The organism is Pseudarthrobacter sp. LMD1-1-1.1, from assembly GCF_040676255.1.
GTDB lineage: Bacteria > Actinomycetota > Actinomycetes > Actinomycetales > Micrococcaceae > Arthrobacter.
Map to the genome: position 1 here is coordinate 609862 of NZ_JBEGHP010000022.1, position 22607 is coordinate 632468.

The 22607-nt window shown below is 60.4% G+C and carries 16 protein-coding genes; 8 read left to right on the plus strand and 8 right to left on the minus strand.

All coding sequences use genetic code 11. From position 1 onward, the window contains the following. Nucleotides 1-88 precede the first annotated feature (88 nt). Nucleotides 89-1534, plus strand: a complete 1446-nt coding sequence (locus tag MRBLMD1_RS13325; protein ID WP_364400296.1) for a polysaccharide deacetylase family protein — start codon at nt 89-91, stop codon at nt 1532-1534. An 858-nt stretch (nt 1535-2392) separates the two neighbouring features. Here the strand turns inward: MRBLMD1_RS13325 and MRBLMD1_RS13330 are convergent. The 6 genes from MRBLMD1_RS13330 to MRBLMD1_RS13355 all read right to left on the minus strand — a co-directional run bounded on the left by MRBLMD1_RS13330 (nt 2393) and on the right by MRBLMD1_RS13355 (nt 9001). Further along, on the minus strand, nt 2393-2839 hold the full coding sequence (locus tag MRBLMD1_RS13330; protein ID WP_364400299.1) for a hypothetical protein: 447 nt from the start codon (nt 2837-2839) through the stop codon (nt 2393-2395). Then, nucleotides 2836-3786 (minus strand): hypothetical protein, encoded by a 951-nt coding sequence (locus MRBLMD1_RS13335; protein ID WP_364400302.1) that lies wholly within the window; start codon nt 3784-3786, stop codon nt 2836-2838. Before MRBLMD1_RS13335 ends, MRBLMD1_RS13330 begins: the two co-directional genes overlap by 4 nt. A gap of 290 nt (nt 3787-4076) precedes the next feature. Further along, complete coding sequence (locus tag MRBLMD1_RS13340; RefSeq protein WP_364400305.1) at nt 4077-4745, minus strand: hypothetical protein; 669 nt, start codon at nt 4743-4745, stop codon at nt 4077-4079. Between the two features lie 591 nt (nt 4746-5336). Continuing rightward, nucleotides 5337-8450: an Eco57I restriction-modification methylase domain-containing protein gene (locus MRBLMD1_RS13345; protein ID WP_364400308.1), complete on the minus strand. Its 3114-nt coding sequence runs from the start codon at nt 8448-8450 to the stop codon at nt 5337-5339. A gap of 246 nt (nt 8451-8696) precedes the next feature. Continuing rightward, complete coding sequence (locus tag MRBLMD1_RS13350; RefSeq protein WP_364400311.1) at nt 8697-8855, minus strand: hypothetical protein; 159 nt, start codon at nt 8853-8855, stop codon at nt 8697-8699. A 74-nt stretch (nt 8856-8929) separates the two neighbouring features. After that, on the minus strand, nt 8930-9001 hold the full coding sequence (locus MRBLMD1_RS13355; RefSeq protein WP_364400451.1) for a hypothetical protein: 72 nt from the start codon (nt 8999-9001) through the stop codon (nt 8930-8932). 572 nt (nt 9002-9573) lie between these two features. On the opposite strand from MRBLMD1_RS13355, the gene MRBLMD1_RS13360 reads away from it, so the two are divergent. Next, the gene (locus MRBLMD1_RS13360) at nt 9574-12945 is read left to right on the plus strand and encodes an SIR2 family protein (RefSeq protein WP_364400454.1); all 3372 of its coding nucleotides are present in this window, start codon (nt 9574-9576) and stop codon (nt 12943-12945) included. A 481-nt stretch (nt 12946-13426) separates the two neighbouring features. Beyond that, nucleotides 13427-18775 carry a sacsin N-terminal ATP-binding-like domain-containing protein gene (locus MRBLMD1_RS13365; RefSeq protein WP_364400313.1) on the plus strand — a complete coding sequence of 1783 codons (5349 nt, stop codon included), beginning with the start codon at nt 13427-13429 and terminating at the stop codon, nt 18773-18775. A 23-nt stretch (nt 18776-18798) separates the two neighbouring features. Here MRBLMD1_RS13365 and MRBLMD1_RS13370 read toward each other — a convergent pair whose 3' ends face one another. Further along, entirely contained in the window at nt 18799-19134 is a 336-nt protein-coding gene (locus tag MRBLMD1_RS13370; protein ID WP_364400316.1) for a hypothetical protein, read from the minus strand. Nucleotides 19135-19304: 170 nt separating this feature from the next. Between MRBLMD1_RS13370 and MRBLMD1_RS13375 the strand changes: the two genes are divergently transcribed. Together MRBLMD1_RS13375 and MRBLMD1_RS13380 are read left to right on the plus strand one after the other, a co-directional pair. After that, complete coding sequence (locus MRBLMD1_RS13375; protein WP_364400319.1) at nt 19305-19901, plus strand: hypothetical protein; 597 nt, start codon at nt 19305-19307, stop codon at nt 19899-19901. A gap of 44 nt (nt 19902-19945) precedes the next feature. Beyond that, entirely contained in the window at nt 19946-20197 is a 252-nt protein-coding gene (locus tag MRBLMD1_RS13380) for an IS3 family transposase (RefSeq protein ID WP_364400322.1), read from the plus strand. A 108-nt stretch (nt 20198-20305) separates the two neighbouring features. Here the strand turns inward: MRBLMD1_RS13380 and MRBLMD1_RS13385 are convergent, their stop codons facing one another. Next, entirely contained in the window at nt 20306-20560 is a 255-nt protein-coding gene (locus MRBLMD1_RS13385) for a helix-turn-helix domain-containing protein (RefSeq protein ID WP_364400325.1), read from the minus strand. Nucleotides 20561-20830: 270 nt separating this feature from the next. Here MRBLMD1_RS13385 and MRBLMD1_RS13390 point away from each other — a divergent pair, with 270 nt between their 5' ends. The 3 genes from MRBLMD1_RS13390 (at nt 20831) to MRBLMD1_RS13400 (ending at nt 22602) form a co-directional block, all read left to right on the plus strand. Next, nucleotides 20831-21163, plus strand: coding sequence for a hypothetical protein (locus tag MRBLMD1_RS13390; RefSeq protein WP_364400328.1), 333 nt, complete (start codon nt 20831-20833; stop codon nt 21161-21163). Continuing rightward, nucleotides 21144-21470, plus strand: coding sequence for a hypothetical protein (locus MRBLMD1_RS13395; RefSeq protein ID WP_364400331.1), 327 nt, complete (start codon nt 21144-21146; stop codon nt 21468-21470). Before MRBLMD1_RS13390 ends, MRBLMD1_RS13395 begins: the two co-directional genes overlap by 20 nt. A gap of 112 nt (nt 21471-21582) precedes the next feature. Further along, a complete protein-coding gene (locus tag MRBLMD1_RS13400; RefSeq protein ID WP_364400334.1) occupies nt 21583-22602 on the plus strand; it encodes an ATP-dependent DNA ligase in 1020 nt (339 codons plus the stop codon). Nucleotides 22603-22607: the final 5 nt, after the last annotated feature.

Here is a 22607-nt window from a genome sequence, read left to right on the forward strand (position 1 = left end):
CGGGACTTCCGGTCCTGCCCGGGCACGCCCCCGGGGCGTAGCGTCTTGATCAAGGCTCGCATGTCTCGGTCAGTACGAAGGGGTCACAATGCGCCGGTCCCGACCCGCCGTCCTCGGAATGGCCTTGGCCCTCGCCCTCGGCGGTGGCCTCGGGGGTACGGCTCTGGGTCCGCCCGCGGCCACGGCGTCAGCGGCAGCCTCGGAGCGGAGCCTTCCGGCGTCGGCAGCGGTCCAGCAGGTTGGCGACGACGCGATCGTCCAGCACTATGAGCAGCTCGGCGGCGGCGCATCGTTTCTCGGAGCGCCCGTCGGCAGCCCGTACGACATCGCTGGGGGCCGCGCCCAAAACTACGCCGGCGGCACCATCTACTGGAGCCCCGCCACCGGAGCCCACGAAACACACGGCTCAATCGGCGGACACTACCTGGAACTCGGCGGCCCAGCCGGCTTCCTCGGCTTCCCCCTCACCGACGAAACCGCCACCCCAGGCATCCCCGGCCGCTACAACAACTTCGCCGGCGGCACCATCTACTGGAGCCCCGCCACCGGAGCCCACGAAACACACGGCTCAATCGGCGGACACTACCTAGAACTCGGCGGCCCAGCCGGCTTCCTCGGCTTCCCCCTCACCGACGAGACCGGAACCCCCGACGGAGTTGGCAGGTTCAACCACTTCGCCGGGGGCTCGATCTACTGGAGCCCCGCCACCGGAGCCCACGAGGTGCATGGAGCCATCCGCGCCCAGTGGACGGCACTCGGTTGGGAGCACAGCAGGCTCGGCTACCCGACCAGCGACGAGTATGGCATCACGGGCGGACGACGCAGCGACTTCCAGCACGGTTCGATCCTGTGGCATGAGGCCAGCAGCAGGATCGAGGTCATCTACACCAGCGTCCCGTCAGCGCTCCTGGGCGTGGACCTCGAGCGGATTCCGACCACGCAGAAGGTTGTCGCACTCACGTTCGACGCCGGCGCCAACGACGCCGGCCTGCGATCCATCCTCAGCACCCTCACAGCCAACGGGGTCCCCGGCACATTCTTCCTCACCGGAAACTGGGTCAACCAGTTCCCCTCCGACCCGGCCCTGATCTACAACGCGGGGAATCGAATCGGCAACCACTCCATGACCCACCCGGACTTCACCACCCTGACCGACGCCCAGATCGCGGCCGAGATCAGCGGCGCGCAGAGGGCCATCGAGGCCGCAGGAGGCGACCCGCTCCCGTTCTTCCGCTTCCCGTTCGGCGCCCGCGATTCGCGCACGATCGCCGACGTCAACGGCGCCGGCTACGCGGCGGTCCGGTGGACCGTCGACACCCTTGGCTGGCAAGGCACCATGAACGGAACGCGCGGCCCGGACTTTATCGTCCAGCGCGTCATGGCTTCCGCGCAGCCCGGTGAGATCGTCCTGATGCACCTCGGCTCGAACCCGGACGACGGCTCAACGCTCGACGCTGCGGCCCTCCCCCAGGTGATCTCCCAGCTCCGGGCGGCGGGCTACGGCTTCGTCACCCTCGACGCGGCCCTCGGCTGACTGTCCACCATGCCCTGCACCACCCAGGACACCCCCAACCGGACATTTCACCCCCGGCTCCCGGGGTGATTTGTCCACATGACGGTGCGCAGCCGGGAATGACCATGAAACCCAAAAAAGCGGAAAGCGCCGGAGAAATTCTCCGGCGCTTTCCGCTTTTTGGTCGGGCTGACAGGATTTGAACCTGCGACCCCTTGACCCCCAGATATAGGCATGGGTTTCATCGGTGTCCGCCACCGTCCGATAAATCCCTAGGTTCCGCGGAAGTTGTACGGTGGCGGACACCCACGAACACCGGCGGCTCCGGCCGCGTTGCTACACCCGTTGCTACATTGGCATTACCTGGGGCGGCACCGAAACAGCTGCTGGGCAGATGCCTGTGCGCGGGGCGGTCATACAGCCTTTCGATTCGGAGAAGGCCTCAACCCCGAACATCTTCTTCCGCAGGTGCCACGAGAGATCAGTTTCCAGTGATCCCTGCCGCCCTTGTGCACTTAGGTTGACATAGCTGGCGACGCGTCTGTGAACATAGCCAGGCACTGCACGCACTGGAACACCGTTCCGGTCTTGCGCCGCTCAAGCACATAGAAATGCGGCCCGGCTTTGTCGCATTGCGGGCAGTCAAGCATGGAGTATTGATTTCCCTCAGCGGTCGGCTTCGTCCTCATGTGTTGATGCTAGGCGTTGGAAATCCTTATGGATATGGAGGTAGCCCGGCTCCCCAGTGGGGTCAAACCCCGGCTACGTTGGCGGCGCAGGGAGAGTCGTCGCCGAAAGGGTGGTCCCCGCCAATTCATCTCGTACCCCCGAAAGCTTTGAAAGCCGGTGCTCGGTGAGGTGGAGACCGATCACAGCCGCCTACAACGTCCAGGTTCTTTCGCCCTTCTTCAGTTCGTCGACGACAAACTGAACATTTCCTAGGTCCTTGAACGGGCTGGACTTTGCGAGATCCGCGATCTTCTCGAGCACACTCGACGCGAGCTGGGCATCCTCCTTCTTCATCGCATCGTCGAGGGAGTCGAAGAGACGTCGGAAGGTCTCCCTGCGTTCGTCGAAGGTGAGGTCAAGACCCTTTATTAAAACGTCTCGTTGAGCGATGATGCTTTCTCGCTGGGTCGCCTCCCAGGCGCGGATCTCCTCCCGCCTTGTGGCCTCCCCCTGCACTACCTTGACCCACGTATCGATCGCGGTAATGACTTGTGTGGCGAGCTGTCCGAGATAAAGGTGGTTGCCTGAGACGCCGAGCAAACCTTTCGTATCTTTGCCGAGTGACGTGATGTTGGGGACGCGCTTGGAGGTTGTCATGAGTATTTCTCCACGATCTTGACGGAAATTTCGGTCGGGTCGCCGGTTTCGGGGTCGGTGACGGGGGTATCGATTACTTCCGCAATCGCGGTGATCAACTGGTACGCCGTCAGGAACAAACGTCCGTGTCCGTCGGGGTCGAAGTCTAGAAGCTCGAGCTGGTCAAGCGCTTCTTCCCCAAGCGAAACAAGCCGCGACAGGACTGTGGACAGTTCGTCAATGCGCGTCCTCACGGCGAGGAGTCGCTCCTTGGCCGTCTCTATGTGTTCGATGGAGACGTTGATCTCCGAGGCATACGCAACTGCCTTGGTCTTTTCCTTTGCTCCCAGGACTCCTACGGTGAGACCGGCGACGAGGACACCGGGCGCAAACATGATCATGTTGAGTACCACGGCGCCAGCGGCTATGCCACCTCCACCGGCCGCGAGAGTGCCACCACCCAGCCATGCCAAAGTGGCATTGGTTGCCGCTGCTCCTGAAAGGCCTGATATGGCGGTGCCTGTGCCGGCGGCCGCGAAGGTGCTGACACCCCAGAGGGCAGCACCTTGGGCGCTTGCAGCTGCGCCGAGAGCACCGAAACCCCCGGCCAGCCCGATCCTTGCCTGTTCGACCTCAAACTTCAGCTTCGGAATCGACGGCACGTGCACTTCGACACCATCGATGATGCGGCGGTCAAGACGGTTCACGAGGTGAGAGTGATTCTCCATCCAATCAGCGAAACGGCCGATGGTATCCCGTTGCGCGTGCAGCTGGTTTCGCCCGTACCCCTCTACGATCTCCTGCGTGACGCTTTGTACCTCGTTAAGTCCGCTCACAGCAACATCGTGGTGTCCCTTTGCGTCTGCAGCTATCGAGCGGGCTTGAACTTTGTCCATCACGCCCTTGCCACCCGCAACGAGCCCTCCGGCAGCCGCGATCATAAGAGGGATAACGAGTGGGGCGACCATGAATCCTCCAGGTCATTGGCAAGAAGCGGGATGCCTCTGGGATAGAAGCTAATCCTAAGCTTAAGGAGGGAACTCCTTTGGGCTGCTTCCCCTGCCGATGGCAGATGAGGGATTCGAAACCTCTATACAGGGTAGGCAAGGCGGCAAAAACCGCAGAATTCCGCGGATTTTATGGCTGGGGATAACGCAATCTATCGCCTGTTTCGGTACGAGTGTTCCGAAGTGTTGCCACGGAATCCGAGCCAGCTAGGCCACCTTCGTGAACGTCTGGGCCACCCGTCAGCTCGGAGCTACACCGCATCGAGTTTGATGCTGGTGGACAGGGCGCGGGCGTCACCACCGATCACCCCGTGCCGCCAAGCCAGAAAATAGAACTCCCACCAGCTGCTGAATCCCCTTGCCGTATGAGCATTCAAGGGGCGCCTCGCCTCCACCATGGAGGGCTTTAGATCGGCCGACTCGAGCACCTCCGGGCGGCGCTTGAGGATCTCAATCTCCATTTCCCACCACAGGAGCGGAGGCGAAGGATGGGGTTGCTGCGCTCCGGCGAGAGAGTCGAGGTTGTAGAAGCGGCCTCCGCCACCGTAATTAGCTAGCGCTTTCAGCAAAGGCTCTGTCCACTCGATTTCCAGCGAATCCTTGACCGCCTGCCAAACCACGGGCGGGTGGACGGCATCATCTATACGCGTAGCGATCCCGGCCATGGCCTGCGCGTTCAGCTTGAGGATGTTGTGGCTGAAGGCCTGCATCTCAGCCTTGGAGGGCCATTCCCTGTTCGTTTCCAAGGCGGTCAGGCCGATTGTCAGTTTCAACATTTTCTCGGCCGCTGTAGATAGGCAGACAAGCACCGGGTCGGCGTCTCCTTGGCTGCCCATGTTGCGCAAAAGGGTAAGGCCAGTCCTGGCGAGGCTCGCCGCGGAGGCTGCTTCCGCTTCGAGGGTGAGCACGCGTGAGTTCATGAGCGCAAGCCTCTCACGCCGACTGGCCTAACCGGCTGCGCAGCCTTTGCGCGACTCCCGCACATAAGAATTGGGGTTGCCTCAGAGTAGATGCAGGGCCGTCGCCACAGCCGATTACAAGGAGCTGTGCCATGACCCCCTTATGCGGACCTCTTCGATGAGGACCTGGACGGTGTCGCCGACGCGCTCGACGCTGTGATTTCACGGCTGAGTGTTGCAAAAGTGTTGCCACGGGCGGTTTCAGGGGAATAGGAAGGGCCCGGAATTCCGCTAGTTTTCGCGGAATCCCGGGCCTTTCCCGTGGGTGGCAGATGAGGGATTCGAACCCCGTAGGCGTTGCCAGCTGATGCACTGTTAGAGCACGGGCGTCTTGCCCAGCGCCATCAGGTGCTGTTGCGTACTGTTTACGCGAGGTCAGGCGCGCTCCCCCGTCCATGCCGTGCTACTTCGAACCTCTCCGTAATGACAGGTGTGTCTACAGTTTGTCTACACGGCCAGATGACTAAGCCTCAAAGCCGGCCCTGCATCGGCCACGATGTGTGATGTAGTCCGCCAAAAGACCAGCAGCTCATTTCCGGAGTTCCTGATGCACTACTCGCCAAAGAGGTCCAACACCGCTGCGTCTAGTTCCTCGGTGATACCTGCCTCCGCCAAGGCTTTGCGAATCAGCTTTCGAGCAGGGACAAAGTTGCGGCCGTCAACATCCACTGTAGCCGCCACCTCTTCGGCCCACTTACCAAGTCCGGCTATACGAGTATGCAACTCATTGCCAGGATTGAATGCCTCAATGTTCAGATATTCAAATGGCATCCGATGGAAATGACGGGTGCCGTTATTTCCCACGGGTTGATAGGGCTCCACTCCAACTGTGGTGGACGGCGCATTCAGTACAGCAACGATGTAGTGTGCCTCTTCAGCGCTCTTCACCGGGAGCCAATAAAGGGACGTGTCGACGATGGCATCCTTATCTAGGACGCGGGCCGCCGACAGCCTGCTCCCGGAAGTGGTGTAAACGATTCGATGAGGAAACGAACTTTCTAACTGCGCCGTGAGTTTGCCGTGATAGTCCATGCTTCCGAACATGTCTAGCGTTGAACCGCTATGTGCAGTCCAAACCCCTGCCACCTGTTCCCACCACTTGGAGAGGCCCGAGTACGCGTCAATGTCCGCTTTGGTCATGAGGCGCTTATCTTCAATGGGAAGCACCCCGTTCCAGGGATCGACGATCCTGAAATCACCAATGCTCTGCCCAAGGAGAACCGGCCGAACAAACTTGTCCTCCACCTTCCCGGATAGGCCGGGCAACTCTTTGTATTTCTTATCCTCCTGCTGGCTCCGTTTTGAGACTACCGACGTAAGCCCGGAGGCCCCGCCCAGAGCTGACGTAGCCCCTGGTTCCACAAAGATCAGGAAGCGCGGGACAAGGCTGGCTCCTTGACGGGCGTAGTCCGTGTAGGGAGATAGGGCTGTGACGGAGGCGCTGATCTGCTTCAGATCGACAACTTTGTCCTCCAAGAGAGGGGCAACGTCGGCGAGCTTGAGGGAGTTACTCTTCAGTTTTGCGGAGTATTGAATCGCCTTGGCTGGCAATCGGACGGGCTTAGTACTCCTTGTTCCAAACAGGACGCACGAAGGCACTGGAAACAAATTGGGCTGTATGTGCCGCAGTGACCAGGGTGTTTCAAACTCTGCAGCTACGTAGTCCCGGGCAACCGCAGCCTTTGATGAAGGTATCTTCCACCTACCGCTGCGGAATCCCTCGTAGTGCCCTCGAGTGAGAACGGCCAACGGGGCGACCAATGCGAATTTGCCGCCGGGCTTGAGGTATTTCTCGATCGCCCTTACCGCAAACATTGCCACCAGGTCTTGGTGGGTCGCGTTTTTTCCGCCTACCCATAAGCCGCGCAGGGTGCAGAGTTCGCGAAAACGCGTCCGCATCGAACTGGACATGAACCGTTGGGACAGCCAAGGCGGGTTGCCAATCAGGACGTCGACTTGCGAGTCGGGCATGGACAGCCAAAGTGGCCGTGCCTGGTTGCGCACAAAGTACCCCCAAATGTGGTTCTCCTTGCGGGCATTCAGCTGGCACATCAGCTCGAAGGTGGTCCGGAAGATATCCCGGTCCCTTTTCGTATTGATTCTGTGGCGTTTAAAAATCGGGAGAGGGTTTGGAGTGTTATCAGCTTCGTTGGTGTAAGTGATTGCGAGATCGGCAAGATCGGCAACGATGCGATCGAAACGCGATGCGTCAAATCGGTTGTTTTCATCCGTTAGCTCAGTGATCGGAAATACTAGCTCGCGGGAAACCGACATCAACGCGAGCTGGCCTTCCGTCTGCTCCGCGCTGGCCATATCGGCCAGGGTGATATCAGTTGACACGGTCACGAGATTGTTTTCAATGGCGGCATCACGTGACCACTGCATTGAGTCGCCGAGATATACAGGAACGACGACACTACCGCGCTTGGACTGCAAACGAGCTTGTCCGATAGCCATGAGGTAGGTAACCCGGGCGAGAATTACGGAAACGGGGTGGATGTCCATGCCAAACACCGAATGTTGGAGACCGGCCAAGACGGTGGCATTGTCTCGGCCCAAGGACTCCGCTGCGTCCAGGTAGAGCCGAGCGGAGTGGAAGACAAAGGTTCCACTCCCACAAGCTGCGTCGAGCGTGGACTGATTCAAAGGATCCGTCACGGCTTCGCGGACTACTTTCTCAGCGACCCAGTCCGCCGTGTAATACTCGCCAAGGTCCTTCCGATTTGAGATCACCGACTCATAGAGAACCTTTAGCACGTCATGTTCGACGTTCTTCCAAGCAAACCGATTTAGCTCCCTGATGAGCTGAGATATGAGCTGCTCGCCTTCCTCGCTGTGAAGGAACCAGTCAAAGAAATCCGATTCAACGACATTGAAGATTTGGGCTTCCTCGAAGGCGCGTCCAGCCAGGACGTCACGCGCACTCATAGTACTGATGTCCACGCCGGCAACCGCGTGCGCGATGATTGCGGCCTCCACGCCCAGTAATGTATGCGAACAGAACAAGTCGTCAGCGTCCGTAAACTGCTCCCCGAGGGCAGTCCGCAGGAGGCGTCCCCAAAGCGCCTTTTTGAGCCGCACTTCGGGGTGTTTCTGGGTCCGCCTATACATGCTGGTAAGCGATTGGTGATCCAGCTTGAATGCAGGCGAATCAAAGCCCAAGTGGCGTTCGATGAGTTCCGGGGTCGGAGTCAGGTTATCAAGGGCGGCGAGAACGCTATCAAGCCAGTCGACCATTTTCTTTAGTCCCCCGGCGAGGGGTCGAAACTCGACGACGTGGGTAAGTTCGTCCGCATCATCGAGGACGTCCAAGTTGTAGAGCCGCCAGAGCGAACCGTCGGTTAGGATTCCGACATACCGCGCGCCTGTGCTTGTGGAGCGCTGGCGGAGATAACCTGCAAGCTGCTTCTCAGCGTCGGCCAGGATTCCCGCCTTCGTCAAGTCCCGCTTGACTTCAATGATTAGGTTGCCGGCTTCCACGTCAATGCGCCGGAGCGTCCCATCACCAAGCTGGGCTTCCATGTCCACGGTGTGTACGCGGTCCTCGTGTAGGTTCAGTGGCGCCATCAGAATAAAGGAACGTATATCGGCCTGAAGCGTGGCTTCCGACCTTTTCGTATCCCTCACTCGGATGCGCGCATAGAAGTCCTCTAAGCTTTCAGCCACTTCTCCCCCTTGTTTTTGCAGCGGCCTATCCGGCAGTTTTAAACGCTGCGCTTACCTTCCGCCTGTCCAGTCCACCCAGCCTATCGCTTAGTATTTCCCAGACCGGTTCATGACTTCCCATGGAAGCGCAGACGGGAGCGGAGTTGCTGCCACTGGCCGTCTGGCTAAGCGTCACCACGGCCGCCGCCGTGGTAATTTGGCCCGTGAGGCCAGACTCCGTGATCGAGCCGCGCCTGATCTGATGTCTCACGCGTCCTGCTGGCCGCGGTCGGAAGACGGCGCCCGTTCGAACTTGTGCATGTCGCGCGGGCGGAGACGATTCTTCGGGCCGTCCTTCTCGAAGCCATTAAAGGCGTCGATCATGAAAATGCCGGTCCGTGACTGAGCGTCCTTCTTGTCGAGCACGATCAGACAAGCCGGGATGCCTGTGTTGTAAAACCAGTTCCCGGCAGTCCTACAATCGCCTCAATGAATTCGCGCTAGATGAGCTCGGTGCGGCTGGTCGCCTCGGCGTTGCCGCGGAAGAGCACCCCAAGCGGCAGGACGACCACACCTCTCCCGGTCGACTTGAGCGACTTGACCGTATGCAGCAGGAAAGCGTAATCGCCGCTCTTCTACGGCGGACTGATGCAGAGTTCATGCGGCATCTGCAATCCCTGGAGGAGCAGGAGGGTGGACGGGCTGGTTGCAACCCGAAGGGAGCTCCGTCCACACGCGGGGAGTTCAGGAGACTTGGCGGGGCACTGATAAGTAACGGCAGGCCGGCCCCGCTGACCGTCCAGCGGCGCCCACCGGTAGAGAACCCCTCCGCCACACCTTCAGAACGCCTATCGGTGCGATGATGTTGTTTTGTCGCGTTGTCGTTGTGATAGCGCAATGGAAGTTCATCAACGGTGGCAGTGCCGCAAAGGGGGATCAGGTGTGGATAACGAGTGACGTCAATCTGCCCGAAGCAGTTCTGGACGCACAATCTGCTGGGCGTTTGGTACTTTTTGTCGGTGCGGGCGCGTCGGTCGATGCTCCATCAAGCCTTCCGCTTTTTGACAAGTTGGCGCGTCAATTGGCAGATATGGCACGAGTACCTTTCGATGACACTGTTGCCCTGGACTTCTTCTTGGGAACGATGCCGGCGAGCTTTGATACTCACCGACATGCTCGCGACCTAATCGCTCGCGAAGAATCCACGCCTAACAGAACTCATGCAGCGCTAGTTCGAGTGGCTTCTTCCGTTGGCCAATTTCGGATAGTTACAACGAACTTTGATAATCATCTTTTAACGGCAGCAGTAACTGAAGGGATTGAAGTTGCGGACACCTGGATTGGTCCTGCCTTGCCACTGGGGGACGATTTTACGGGCCTCGTTCATCTTCACGGCTCTGTGCTCCGAGAGCCGCGAGAGCTAGTTCTAACCGATGGCGACTTCGGGCGCGCGTACCTTACCAATGCGTGGGCTACACGGTTCCTGCTGCCGATGTTCCAGAGTTTTACGGTCCTATTTATCGGTTATAGCCATGACGACCCAATCATGCGGTATCTCGCACTTGGTCTGCCGTCCGAGACGCCGCGATATGCCTTTACGAAGGCCGAGGAGACCAACGACGCTAAGTGGTCAAGGCTTAGGGTAAATACCATCGCTTATCCAGTTCGGGACAACGACCACGGTGCCCTTGTTGCCGCACTGGAGGCCTGGGACCTCCGTGCGCGGATGGGGCAAACCGAGCACCATACGCGGATAATCGAACTCGTAACTGGTGGACCGACGCTCACCCCGGTCGACTACGACTATCTCGTCGCTCGACTTGTAAACGCTGTGAGTGCTCGCCACTTCGTCCAAGCGGTCACGGATGTTGACCCTGATCTCCAGGTAGCGTGGCTCCAATGGGCGGAAGGCTTGCCGGAGTTTAAGGCCCTATTTGATAATACGGACGGAGACGCCGCTGCCACCGTTCTAGGCAACTGGTTCTGTCATGACTTCATTGCGCTGCCGGACCTTCACGGGGCAGCGCTACAGACAGTGCAGCGGCTGGGGCATTCCTTCAGCAATAGCCTTTTCCAAAGGGCCTGTTGGGCAGCAGACAAACTGAGTGAGGTGAATGCTGAAGCTGGGCGGCGGTGGAAGGCCTTCCTCGCGACCTCAGTGGAAGGCCGATCAATGCCGGTCGCTACAGAGACCCTTCTCTCGTACGTACCCGATAACCGCCCCGAGGACCTGACTGTGCTCCGGGCAGCCCTCAGACCTTACCTAGTGCTCAAGCAACGCTGGTACCTTGATGACGCGGACGACCTCACAGCAGCCCCTGATGCTGAAGTCCGCTGGAGAACGGAGGAGGACGCCCTTACCGGGCACGTCTTAAAGGTGATCGAGGTAAGAGCACCCGGCGACTCCATACTCGGAAACGTGCTGGAAGAATCCCTGAGCGCTGCCTACGACCTGCTCGACTCCTACCACGGCCAACGCCCGTGGGATCCCCTGAGCGTCGGCCGCTCAGCAATTGAACCTCACGAGCAGGATGAATTTCTTGGCCCGGTGGACGCCGTCATCACTGGATTACGAGCCTATGGTGAGAAAGCTCTGACCTCACGACCGGATTTGCCCGACCGATGGTGGTCGTGCAATGGAGTACTCTTCCGACGCCTGGCCATACACCTGCTAGCACTTGACGCTTCGAGGACAGCTGACGAGAAGATCTCGTGGTTGCTCCGAAAGTCTGTTCTCTTTGAATCTGATCTGAAGCATGAAACGTACTCCCTACTTAAAGTGACGACCGCAAGCGCTTCGCACGAAGTCCGCAATCAACTTCTAAAGTCAGCTCAAGCCGGACCAAGCATCTCCGATGATGTTACGGAATTCTCCCCCGATGATGACCGACATATCAGATACGCGACCTACAACTTGCTCGTATGGTTGACCCAAGTGGCACCGGACTGGTCGGAGGCCGGCACGGCTTTGGCAGCAGCACAGGCCGCAAACCCAGACTTCGCCCCGCGAGAAAATCCTGACTTTGATACTTGGATGACGAGCGGAACCTGGGGAGGAAAACTGCCTATGGAACCGGCGGACTTCATAAGGTTGTTTGAAGCGGATCCAGCGGATGCCATTGAGGTCCTTCTAGCCCGGGACTACTCGAAACGGAACTTCGACCACCCTGAATGGCGCGACGCCCTATCTCTCGTCAGCCAAGTGGCTGAGTCTCGACCCGAGATCGGTGACCAATTCTGGGCAATGATAGACGAGCTGGGGAAGTACGAAACTCAAGCAAAAGATCTTCGTGAAGCTATCATTGGCGGCTGGGCAAAGGCCACCCTAGATGGGATCGCCGACAAAGTTGTCGCACGAGTTGCATCACAAGTGGGTGTTATTGAATCCGCGCGCTCCGTCAGTCGTTTCCTGCTAGAGCAGGTGAACAAACAGGTTGACAGCGACGAAACACCTACCCTCGCGTCCATGCGCCGTACAGCACTCCGTCTCTGGGAGGAGCAGGTCCGCAAATTCACCCATCCGGACGGCGCGGACCTCGTCTCGAACGTACCGCTGCATCTCAATTCCTGGCCGGGCGACCTCGCTCATTACTGGACAGTCGAAGTTGATCGACGGTGGCGAAAGCATCGCGATGACTGGGCGGGCCTTAGCGATGAAGAACGAGATGCCTTGACGAACCTCCTCGACGGCCCGCCGCAGGCGCTGGATGCCACCCAACCGGCCTTGGCAAGTTACTTGTACTTCTTCTTCATGGCTGACGAGACCTTCGCGGTTGAACATGTGTTGCCGCTTTTCCATGACGATGTCACTGCCGGCTTGGCTTGGAATTCCTACTTACGTCACCCCCGCCACAACGATAAGTTGCTCGCCGCCGGTCTTCTGGACAGCACGATTGCACAGTGGGCGCGACTGGAGGCACTCAAAGGTGCACAGATTCGATACCGATTCTTCGCGCTAGTCATCTCAATCGCCTCATTTGCGGGCATCACTCCAGAGTCAAGACGCGCACTGCTCGACCAGAGCGTGCTTACCGACGACGGGGCACATGAAGCCGACTTCGCACAAGCGGTCGTGCGCTTCCTCAGTGAAGACAAAATTGATGGCGGGGAAGTGTGGAGAAGATGGCTCCGCGACCATCTAGCAGAACGACTGAGAGACTTGCCCAGGACGTTGAACATCGAAGACCTGACGTGCTGGGCAGACGTCGTCCCGTATTTAGGCGACGGAATTCCGGAAGCGGCGAAGATGCTGAGCAACCGCCGCATCGGACTCGGGAAGCAGGCCCTCAGTCCAAGGTTTCCGGAGGGGACGCTCTCCGTTCACGGACCGGTTCTATCTGTCCACTTCGCCGAACGCATCTACAACACGTCTCAGCGCAACTACTTCACCACCCGCTACGTAAACCAGCTCATTAGCACAGTGAGAGAGACACTAGGCGACGGCGGTGTGCAACCCCTAAAGGATGCCGCTGCAGCAAAGGGGTTCACCGAAGACGACAGCTATGCGGAAAGCTAGTGACGCCGCGTCCAGCGAGAGGCCGCTAACGCGCGGGCCCGCTAGCGCGGCATGGAGGCCCGGCAGTTGTGACGGGGCTTAAGCGGTCCGCTCCTGACCCCGAGTGGGTGCAGATGTACCGTCAGGGCAACACCACTCCGAAGATTCCCGCCGGATGTGGCGTGGGGGAGACTCGTCTCCCCCCGTCTACCACGCGGCGTTAGGGGCCTTTCCCGGATGGTAACGCTCTTCAACGAAGAAGGCCGAAGACGAGCCACCGCGCTTACCGCTAATTTTTGTTCCGCTTCGCTCCAAAGCCAGGCAACCTCAGGCTCACACCTAACATCGCTGGTCCAAGCAAGCACCTGAGCGACGTGACGGGCCGGCCGGAACAGCTCTGGGCTAGCGAATCCGCCACGGATTTCGACGGATGCTCCGACAACCCCTACTAATATCTGATGCAACAGCAGGATCAAAAACACATTCGTCCGGGAGGCCGCCAATGAGCGGGAAGGATACCGAGACGCCGTCAGACACGCCAACATCGCGTGAAGCGGCCGATGGTTGGCTGCGCAACCGCGCCCAACGGACCGTACAGGCCCATCTAAATACGCGCGAGGACGCAGACTTCGCCCGCTCCGTGAAAAGCATGATCGACCACACCGTCCACGAATACGGTGGGCGCTTTCTATTCGAGCTGATTCAGAACGGCTACGACGAGCAGGACCCGGATCGCACCGACGGACGCCTCGCCATCATCCTGGATGAAGACGAACTCGACCATGGTGTTCTCTATGCGGCCAACACAGGCCATGGGTTCACCACCAGTAATGTCCGGTCGATCGCGAATCTCGGGTTGAGCGACAAAGAGATCGGGCAGGGAATCGGCAACAAGGGCGTCGGTTTCAAGAGCGTGCTGCAGGTCTGCCAGGCGCCAGAAGTCTACAGCACCCTGCCCGACGGCAAGCCTGGGTTCTGCTTCCGCTTCGCTCAGCCAGACGATATCCGAGAGCTGGTCGGTGGCGATCCGACCAGCACCCAGCATGTGCTCGAGGAGATGTCGCTCTATAGCGTCACCGTGCCGTCGGAGCACACGCCCGACCGTGTGAGCGAACTCTGGCGCCAAGGCTTTGCCTCAGTGATCCGCTTGCCTCTTCGCGAGGATGCACGCGATGTGGTTGTTGCCCTCCTCGATGAGATATCGGGCTCTAGTGTGCCGGTACTCCTGTTCCTGCGTCGCCTCGCACAGGTCACCGTCCAGAAGGAACACCGCGGAAACGTCACCGCAGTGGTGCTCACACGTGAAACGGAAAGCATCTCCGATTTGCAGGTCGGATCGTCTTGCGAACTTGTTTCTCTCGGCGGCGACGACCGCTATTTAGTATTCACCCGGGCCGTATCGCGCGAAGCGGTCGGTGCCGCGATTCACTCAGCCGTGGAGAACTATCAGCTCGATCCCCGCTGGGAGAAGTCGAAGTCACCAGTCGAAGTGTCAATCGCCGTCCCCTACGGCACGCCGGTCGCTACCACAGGACGCTTCTTCACCTACCTGCCCTTAGGCGAGAAGGCACCATCACCCTTTGCAGGGCACCTTAACGCGCCATTCTCTACTAATCTCGCCCGAACAGATGTCGACAACGCCAACCCGCTCAATCGCCTTCTGCTGGCAGCCACCGCAGAACTCTGTCTGGATGCCGCCGAGGCACTGACCGCGTGGTCTGAGTGCCAGCCAGAGTCGGTACTCGACATCGTCTGCTGGGATGCTCAGTGGGTCTCGTTCCTTATAGAGCAGGCCGCCGCCCAAGGGGCGCCCCTTGCCGAGCGCCCTCTAGTGCCAGCGCAGATCTCCGGTCGATGGATATCCTTCAACGAGGCTTGGCGCTGGCCGTCGTCCGAAACGGGCGTGTTGACGGCCGCGCGTGTAACGAATACATGCGAGGTCGATTTCCTCCCCGAACTCGAACCTGAGCGCGCTCGTCGCATCAAAGACATGCTCGCGGCACTCGGCCACAGCGGTGATCCCAGCAGCGAGCAACTGGCGACCTGGACGGAAGCAATGCTCGAGGATATGCGTGCCAAACGGCGCCCGATCGCAGAATGGGACCAAGCGTATGCGGACATCGCCCTATTGTTTGCTTCGCAAGCGGGCACGCTTCGCTCCCGCCGCATCCTCCTGACCGACGACTGGGAACTGCGCCCTTGCGCCAGTAGCGGTCGGGCCCCCGACAATGTGATCTCACGGGAGGCGACTCCATTCTTCCCGCCTGCCCGCCAACCCGTCGACGAGGAAGACAACTTCGACCCTGAGGTCGATCTTGAACTGCCCAAATCGCTCCGTAATCGGCTGTTCAACCTGCACAGCGGCTTGACCTGGTACGTCAACCGTCAGCGCACCCCGGCCCGCAGCTTCTTCCAGAACAACCGCCTGATCCGAGGTTTCGACACACGCAGCATTCTCGAACACGTCCGTGGTGTACTTGCCGGAAGCCGCTCCAAAGCGGTATCCCGTGACGCCATACGGCTCGTCTTCAATCTCAGCCGCAGCGCACCCACCAACATGAACCTGGCTGAACTCGGCCTGCGGGTACCGACGCTCGAAGCCCGCTGGATCCCGGCCGCCGAGGCGCTGTTCTCCGCCGGATGGCCAGGAACACGAGGCGACGATCTCACACTCATCGCGAATACCCCCGCCAATCGCTCGATAGAGCTAAGCGCGCTCTCAAGCCGGCTGATCGCGATGCCGTCCGAGCTGCCCGGAGCCGCGGACAACACTGCCGCTTGGGTGGAATTCCTGAGAAGGATCGGTGTCGGAGACCTACTCCGGCCGACCGAGTACAGGGAAACCCGTACGCTATACGGCCGCTCGCTTGTTGCCAGCTCGCTCAGCAATGTCCCCGAGATGCCCGCCGCCGTCGCCGAGCAATGGCGCGGACAGCTTCCGACGAGGTCGCACGCCTACCACCCAGAGACCCCGTACAGACAGATGACTTCTCTCTTCTGGCTGCCCGGCCAAGCCGACTGGGACCAGCTGACCGAGAAGGTGCGACAGGCCCTGTGCCGTCAGATCCTCTACGGGCTGAAGGAGTGGGAAGACGAGGTCTTCATGACCACGTGGGAACGGGATCGAACCGGATACCGTGACCCGCGACGCTTCGCCACACCTTTACAGGCGTTCCTGGCGACGGCGCCATGGCTGCCGGTCCAGCGTCCAGGGCAAGCGCACGAGGCGTTCGTCACCCCGGCGCAGAGCTGGACCTTCCCTATCCGGGGCGACGAGACTCCTCCGCGCTTCGCCACCTTGCTGTCCAAGCAGCTAAGAGATCTCCTCGACGACGACCCTCAGGCGATTCGGCGACTCCGGCAGCTGGGCCTCGGGGTGTGGGGTGCCCGCGAGGATGCTCCCCGTCTAGTCCGCCATCTCGGCCAACTCGTGGCATCCGATGAGGTGCCAGACCTTTATGTCGCGCAATTTCGCAACTTGTACCAGCGCGCCTGGGCCGATTGCATTGCCGTCCCTGATCCACAACCGTTCCCCGATGATGCGGCCTGTTGGTTAGTCGCCGACGTCGGCGGGACCACGACGGCGCTCACTATCCCACCAGTGGACGATGAGCCAGAGCCGCAGGATCTGGTCGTGGCTTCAACCGATGACGAGCGCAGCCTCCTGCGGCTACTTGCTGACTTCCAACGCCCGGTGCTCTCCGTCTCCAGCCGAGCGGATCAGGTAACGGCAGTCCTGAAAAAGCGAATCGGCGATCGCGTCCAGCGCGCTAGCGACATTGCCCCGATCGTACTGGTCAATGGCAGCCGCTTCTCCGGGAACGGTGCCACTGACCCTACACTCCTCGTCGACATGATGCCGACGCTGCCTCTCCTGATCGCTACCTTGCTCGAATTCCGGCGCGGCTCATTCAGCCACCTGGGGCAGCGTGCCTTCGAGGATGGCCTTGACGCGTTGAGGCGGGTGCGGCTTGTGTTCGCCGCTCAGATAGAGGTCAGCATCGGCGACGACACCCGTTCGCTACCTGCCCGGTCGCAAGGAGTGCTGGCAGTCCCTGACACCACTTTCCCGACCCTAATAGTGGGGACGAGGGGACAGAACCTGGAATGGAAGACCCTTGACGCCCTCGCTGAACCGCTGATGCATCTGCTCGGTCGACCGGAGATTGCAACGGAGTTCCGCTTAGCCGTCACCCGGATGCAGTCCGCCTCCGTTCCTCTTGGCGACATCGCCCACGATGATGTCGCGAACGCCTGCGAGGTCTCCTTGGACGACGTCCATACGACGGCCCGGCGCATTGAAGCGTCCGTGACCCCGTTGCTGGAACGTCTCTACCCGTTTGTAGCCCTTTTCGCCGGGCCCGAGGCCGCATCTTCCTTCGACCCCGAAACCTCCGGGGTGAGCAGCGAATCCGACCTACGCCACGAGCTCGCCCTGCTCACCACGCAGTTGCCTACCGCCGGCGCTGAGCTTTTGAAATGCGCCCTCGACACTTCTTCCATCGACGACCTGCGGCGGAGGCTCGAAATCCCGCTGGAACAACTCAATGCCATACTCCAGACACTCGGTAGGCGCTACCGTCCGATCGACTACACGAAACAGCTCGCCGAGGACTTCGCCGACCACGTCCGCCGTCACCACGATCGGATCCTGGACAGGATTCGGTGGGCGCGTTGGGATCGCTTTGAGGCTTTGCGCCCACAACCGGACTGGTTCGCCCTCCGCGACCCCGCCACGATCCTCCCAGATCCGGGATGGGGGCGGACACGAGATAGCCTCTCGGCAGAAGAGATGGATGAGCGTGTAAGTGCAGAGCTTCAGCGCCTGCTTGGCACCGCGCCGCCTTCAACCGGTAACCCGCTCTTCCCCAGGACAGAATGCGCCGAGATCAACGCCCGCCTGGTCAGCACCTCGATCAGCAGCCTTGCTGCAATCGTGCGGGCCTGGCTCGCTGTCCTGGACCTGCCCGTCGAATCGCCATGGACTGACCCGGAAACCGCCCGCCGCACGGCGCTCGATGCCCTCGATCGAGCGGGTGCCCTGGACTTCGTCAAGCTCGACGAAGACGCGCTGCTCCGATGGCTGCAGGTTCTGGAACTCTGGCCAGCCGAGATGCCCCTATCGGCGGACCCGGCAACGCTGGGACTGAACGCGTCAAACCTTGAGGCACAGCGCACGGAGGAGGCGCAACGACGGGCCGATGCCGCCCGCATCCGACGCATCGTCTACATCGACAACCAGGCGTTCGACCTCGAGAACGGACACAGCGCCCTCGTTGAAGCCCTCGAACGCTCTCTGGGGGCCACTCCGGGGGTCATCACCACTCGGAACCGCTACACGTCGCTTCAAGAAGTTTCACAACAATCAAGCAGCAAGGGCGGTTCCGGCGGCCAACCACTCGGCATGGCCCGCCAACCTCGGCTAAGCGACCAGCAGAGAGATGCGATCGGCTTCGCCGGGGAATGGCTGGCCTACAAATGGCTGGACCGCGTCCACAAGGAGGCGTTCAGCCCTGAGTGCTGGGTGTCCGCGTACCGCGAACTGGCTTTCCCAGGGCGGGGCGACGACGGCTTGGGCTGGGACTTCCAGGTTCCCAGCCGCAGGGGCCCTTTGCTTTATGAAGTGAAGACCAGCCAAGGCGAGGGTGGTCAGCTCGAACTGGGCGAGACCCAAGTGCTGGCTGCTCAAGCGAACGCCCGCAATGGGCTGTGGCGATTGCTCGTCGTTACAGACATGCTGAACGAGAAGCGGAAGATACGCATGCTCCTGAATCCCTTCGACCCCAGGGCACGGGGCCAGTACACCTTCGTCGGCCAAGGACTCCGCCTCCGCTACGCTGCGGAGTTGTGATTGCCAGAGACATCTCTTCTGCCTTAGGGGTGCGGAGTGAACATGCTGATGAAAAAGGTTAGGTCAAAGACGGCAAGCTGCGCGGGACCGGCGACAAGTGCGGTGGCTGCCAGCACCGAGCGGTCCCGGTAACTGATAATCGCCGCTAAAGCCAGAGCGGGACCAGCCCCTACCGCTGGTGTCAGAACGGCCCAGGGGCTGTATGACAGAACTAGACCGACCACCAGGAAGGCCGCGGCCCACCACCCTGTCGGCGTTGTCGGCAGGAATCGAATGCTATCTCCCTCAGCCCGGAACGCCGCGAGGATGAACAGCACGGCCGCCACGGTGAGGGCATAGGACGCGCCGGAGATGAACAAGTCCGGAAGCCAATCCGACAGATATTTGCCATCGCGTCAAAGTTTAGTTAATAGCGTAATAGCTGGTCATCAATATGGAGTGCTCCGATATCTTTTTCAAAAGAACCCCTGTGCCGGTACGGCATATTGGACGCGCCACACCCTATTTCGGCATTGGAGAGAGACAAGGCATGGATCTGACTCGCGCAACATCCCTACTCGAGATCGGCCCAGCGCTCGACCATGCTGGCATGACCTGGAGCTATGACGACGATGGTGACGTCCGGATTCGATTCCGATCGGGGCAGCAGCCTTGGATCGATGTCGTCTTTTATGAGTTCTATTCCGTCAAGCAAGACTTCTCCATGCGCGGTCAATTCCTCAACGGTCGTGCCGTTCCACAGGCGAACGGTATGACGCGGTGGGAGGTACCACTAGAGTCTGGCCACACGCCCACAGCAGTGGCGCAGAAGGTCGTCACCATTTACCTGATGCCTGGGCCTGGCGGCGTAAGTGTTCAGATCCATGCGGCGATTGCACCCCTCGAACAACCGCGTCCGATGCACATTAAGATCAGGCCCGAAGATCGGCAAGTCAGCAGGATCGAGAACGATTTCCCGGGCTTCGTTCGTGCGGGAGACTCCGAGCAGGTTTGGATGTCGACGCGCGTTGGAGGAACCCGGGTCGCTGAGACGGATTTCTGTGACATGGTCATGACGGCCGCAGAAGTCGGCCTAGCCATGTTCGATGGCCCGTTCACGGGCTGGCTTTTCCCGAGAGATGTGTAGGTCCGCGTCTGTTGCCGACCGCCTCCGCACGTAAAGGTTATTCAGTGAACCGTCCCGGGTTTGATGCCGCACTCTTCAAGAACGAGGCCGTGGCAAAGGATTCACCGTTCCGCAGCGGGCCGTTGAAAACCGAAACCGACGTGATGGAGATCGTCTTCGAGTGGGTCCACTGGTACAATAACGAACGCCTGCATTCCGCCCTGGATCACCAGACGCCAGAGGAATATGAGCAGACATATTATGATCTACAAACCGGCCCGTTACCCGACGACGCCGCCAACAAACAGGCGGCATGATTCCCGGGACGGTTCAGTTTCGTACGCTTTCACAGCCTGGAGTCCGGGACCAGGAGAACCTCAGGATGTGTCGTGCTGGAGGTCAGGTCTGACCATGAGACGGACTAGCTACTCCTGGTCGCCGGTCTCCGCACCGTCATCGAGCTCGCCGGCAGCGATTCGCTCAGCGGTGCCCCGGTACGCCTTCTCGATGTAGTCCTCGACGTCTTGGCGGCCGATGCGCCACAGGCCTCTCCCGCCGACCTGAAAAGCCCGCAGCTCCCCTGTCCTGATGAGGCCCTGAACGAGACTTTGCTTCACGTTCAACTCATCTGCGACCTGCGCCAAGGTCAGGAAACGGGGCGTGTTCGGTTCAGCAGTCACTGGCCTATCCTATTCGCGGAACCTCCCACCCTCACGAACCTCGCAACACCATACGCAGACTGTGAGCCCCGTCATCCCGGGAACAAACCGCACCAGCGCAGGCTAACGGGCAGGGCACCCCGGGCGCCGACGTGCATGGCACGCCCTTGTGCCCGCAACTGCCCGATGTTTTTGTCGTACCCCTCCCCGAGTATTAGGAAGCGGCGGCCAAACACCCTTGGCCGCCATCCTTTGGCGTGTCGATTCGAATATATGTTCTAAGGTTGTGGTATGTCCTCCGAAAGTTTTGCTGCCGCGCTGCAGGCGCAGTACGCGCGGCGGGCCGGCCCCATCGGGCTGACCGTGGAAGAGCTTGATTTCGAGCATTTTCCGGTCAAGAACGGGTATCCGGGGATCCCCGTGAAGGCGTGGATTCGGTTCCCGAACTGCGCGGAACTGGTGGACGGTGAAGTGTTTGCCTGGACCGCGAAGGCAGCCGAAGTGACGTGGAAGGACGGTCCCGTTACGTATCGGACCTGGGTGTGGAGTTCGGCGGTCACCCGCCGGAAAGACGTGATGAACAGGAATCTTGGAGAGCGGACCCGTGGCAGAAACAGCAAGTGAAAATCCCCTGTATGTGCCGGTGCAGGTCCGGTTCACCGCGAAAGGCATTCCCCTGGCCGTCAGGTATGACGACCGGATTTGGGCCGTGGCCGCCGATCCGGTGCACTGGTTCACCCGCGCGGATTGGTGGAAGACCTCCAGGCGCGCCCCGGTGGGATGCGGTGACCTGGTCAGCATCGAACACTGGCAGGTCCAGGTCCGGCTGACCTCGATCTCGGCGCTCCGCACCTTCGTGCTGCGGCGCGACCCGCTGTCCGAGCAGTGGCTGCTGGTCAGCGTCACCGATTCCGGGGCGGCGGCCGCCTAAGATGTCGAGGGCCTGCAGCGGTAGCGTCGCCAGCAACCTCTCAGCCAGACCGTCACGGCTGGCTTGGTTGCCGGCTTGATCGCTCTCTGGCTGCCGGGACTATCCTGGGGGCATGAGGCGCTCCGGTGAGGTGATAGCCCCGGCGCTTCGCCCGCCCCTAGAGGTGGTGCTTGCGAGGGCTGTGAAGGGCATCCCGGCCCCTTCAGCGTTGCCCGGCCAGTTACTTTTTGAGCCGAAGTTCGACGGGTACCGGGTTCTGATCTTCCGCGACCAGGACCGGGTGAGCCTGTGGTCCCGGCAGGGGAAGGACCTGACACGGTACTTTCCTGATCTTGAAGAGGCTGCGGCGGCGATGATTCCTCTTGGTTGCGTCGTCGATGGCGAAGCGGTGGTGTGGTCGGAGGGCAGGTTGAACTTCGAGGCCCTGCAGCGCAGGTTGTCAGCGGGCCGGGAGGGGCTGCGGTCGATGGTTGTTGAAGTGCCAGCTAACTTTGTCGGTTTCGACGTCCTTGGTGTTGCAGGCCAGGATGCGAGAGCCCTGCCGCTCATGGACCGGCGGGCGCTGCTGGAAGAGCTGGCCACGCAGTGGTCCCCTCCGCTGTCGCTGTCACCTCAAACAACGGACCGGGAACTCGCCAGGCAATGGTTCGAAGGTCTAGCCGGCGCCGGGATGGAGGGGCTGGTGGCTAAGAGCAGCAGCCAGGCTTACCTTGCCGGGAAACGGATTTGGCTCAAGGCCAAGCACGTTTCCGAATTGGACGTCGTGTGCGCGGCTGTCATCGGCCCTTTGCGCCGGCCCACCGAAATAGTGGCAGGCCTTCCTATCGGTGGTGAACTGCACATCGTCGGCCTCAGTTCCGCTTTGAAGCCCGTCGATGCCCGGCCCATCGTCCCTTGGCTCCGGCCCCCTGCAGGAACGCACCCTTGGCCTTCCACGGTCAAAGGAACCACACTTGACCGTTTCAACCGTGACGCGTCACCGGTCGAACTAACACTCGTGGATCCCCTCGTGGTGGAGGTTATGGCCGATACCGCATGGTCAGGGCAAGCGTTCCGGCATGCTCTGCGCTTTCGCAGAGTACGTCCGGAGTTGCAGTGGGATGAAGTTTCATCACCCTTCGATGGGCCCTAGAACAG

What these genes read in the sequence shown, in the direction of transcription:
- MRBLMD1_RS13325 (WP_364400296.1), top strand. Translation starts at nt 89, where the DNA reads ATGCGCCGGTCCCGACCCGCCGTCCTCGGAATGGCCTTGGCCCTCGCC.
- MRBLMD1_RS13330 (WP_364400299.1), bottom strand. Translation starts at nt 2,839, where the DNA reads ATGACAACCTCCAAGCGCGTCCCCAACATCACGTCACTCGGCAAAGAT.
- MRBLMD1_RS13335 (WP_364400302.1), bottom strand. Translation starts at nt 3,786, where the DNA reads ATGGTCGCCCCACTCGTTATCCCTCTTATGATCGCGGCTGCCGGAGGG.
- MRBLMD1_RS13340 (WP_364400305.1), bottom strand. Translation starts at nt 4,745, where the DNA reads ATGAACTCACGCGTGCTCACCCTCGAAGCGGAAGCAGCCTCCGCGGCG.
- MRBLMD1_RS13360 (WP_364400454.1), top strand. Translation starts at nt 9,574, where the DNA reads ATGCCGGCGAGCTTTGATACTCACCGACATGCTCGCGACCTAATCGCT.
- MRBLMD1_RS13365 (WP_364400313.1), top strand. Translation starts at nt 13,427, where the DNA reads ATGAGCGGGAAGGATACCGAGACGCCGTCAGACACGCCAACATCGCGT.
- MRBLMD1_RS13375 (WP_364400319.1), top strand. Translation starts at nt 19,305, where the DNA reads ATGGATCTGACTCGCGCAACATCCCTACTCGAGATCGGCCCAGCGCTC.
- MRBLMD1_RS13390 (WP_364400328.1), top strand. Translation starts at nt 20,831, where the DNA reads ATGTCCTCCGAAAGTTTTGCTGCCGCGCTGCAGGCGCAGTACGCGCGG.
- MRBLMD1_RS13400 (WP_364400334.1), top strand. Translation starts at nt 21,583, where the DNA reads ATGAGGCGCTCCGGTGAGGTGATAGCCCCGGCGCTTCGCCCGCCCCTA.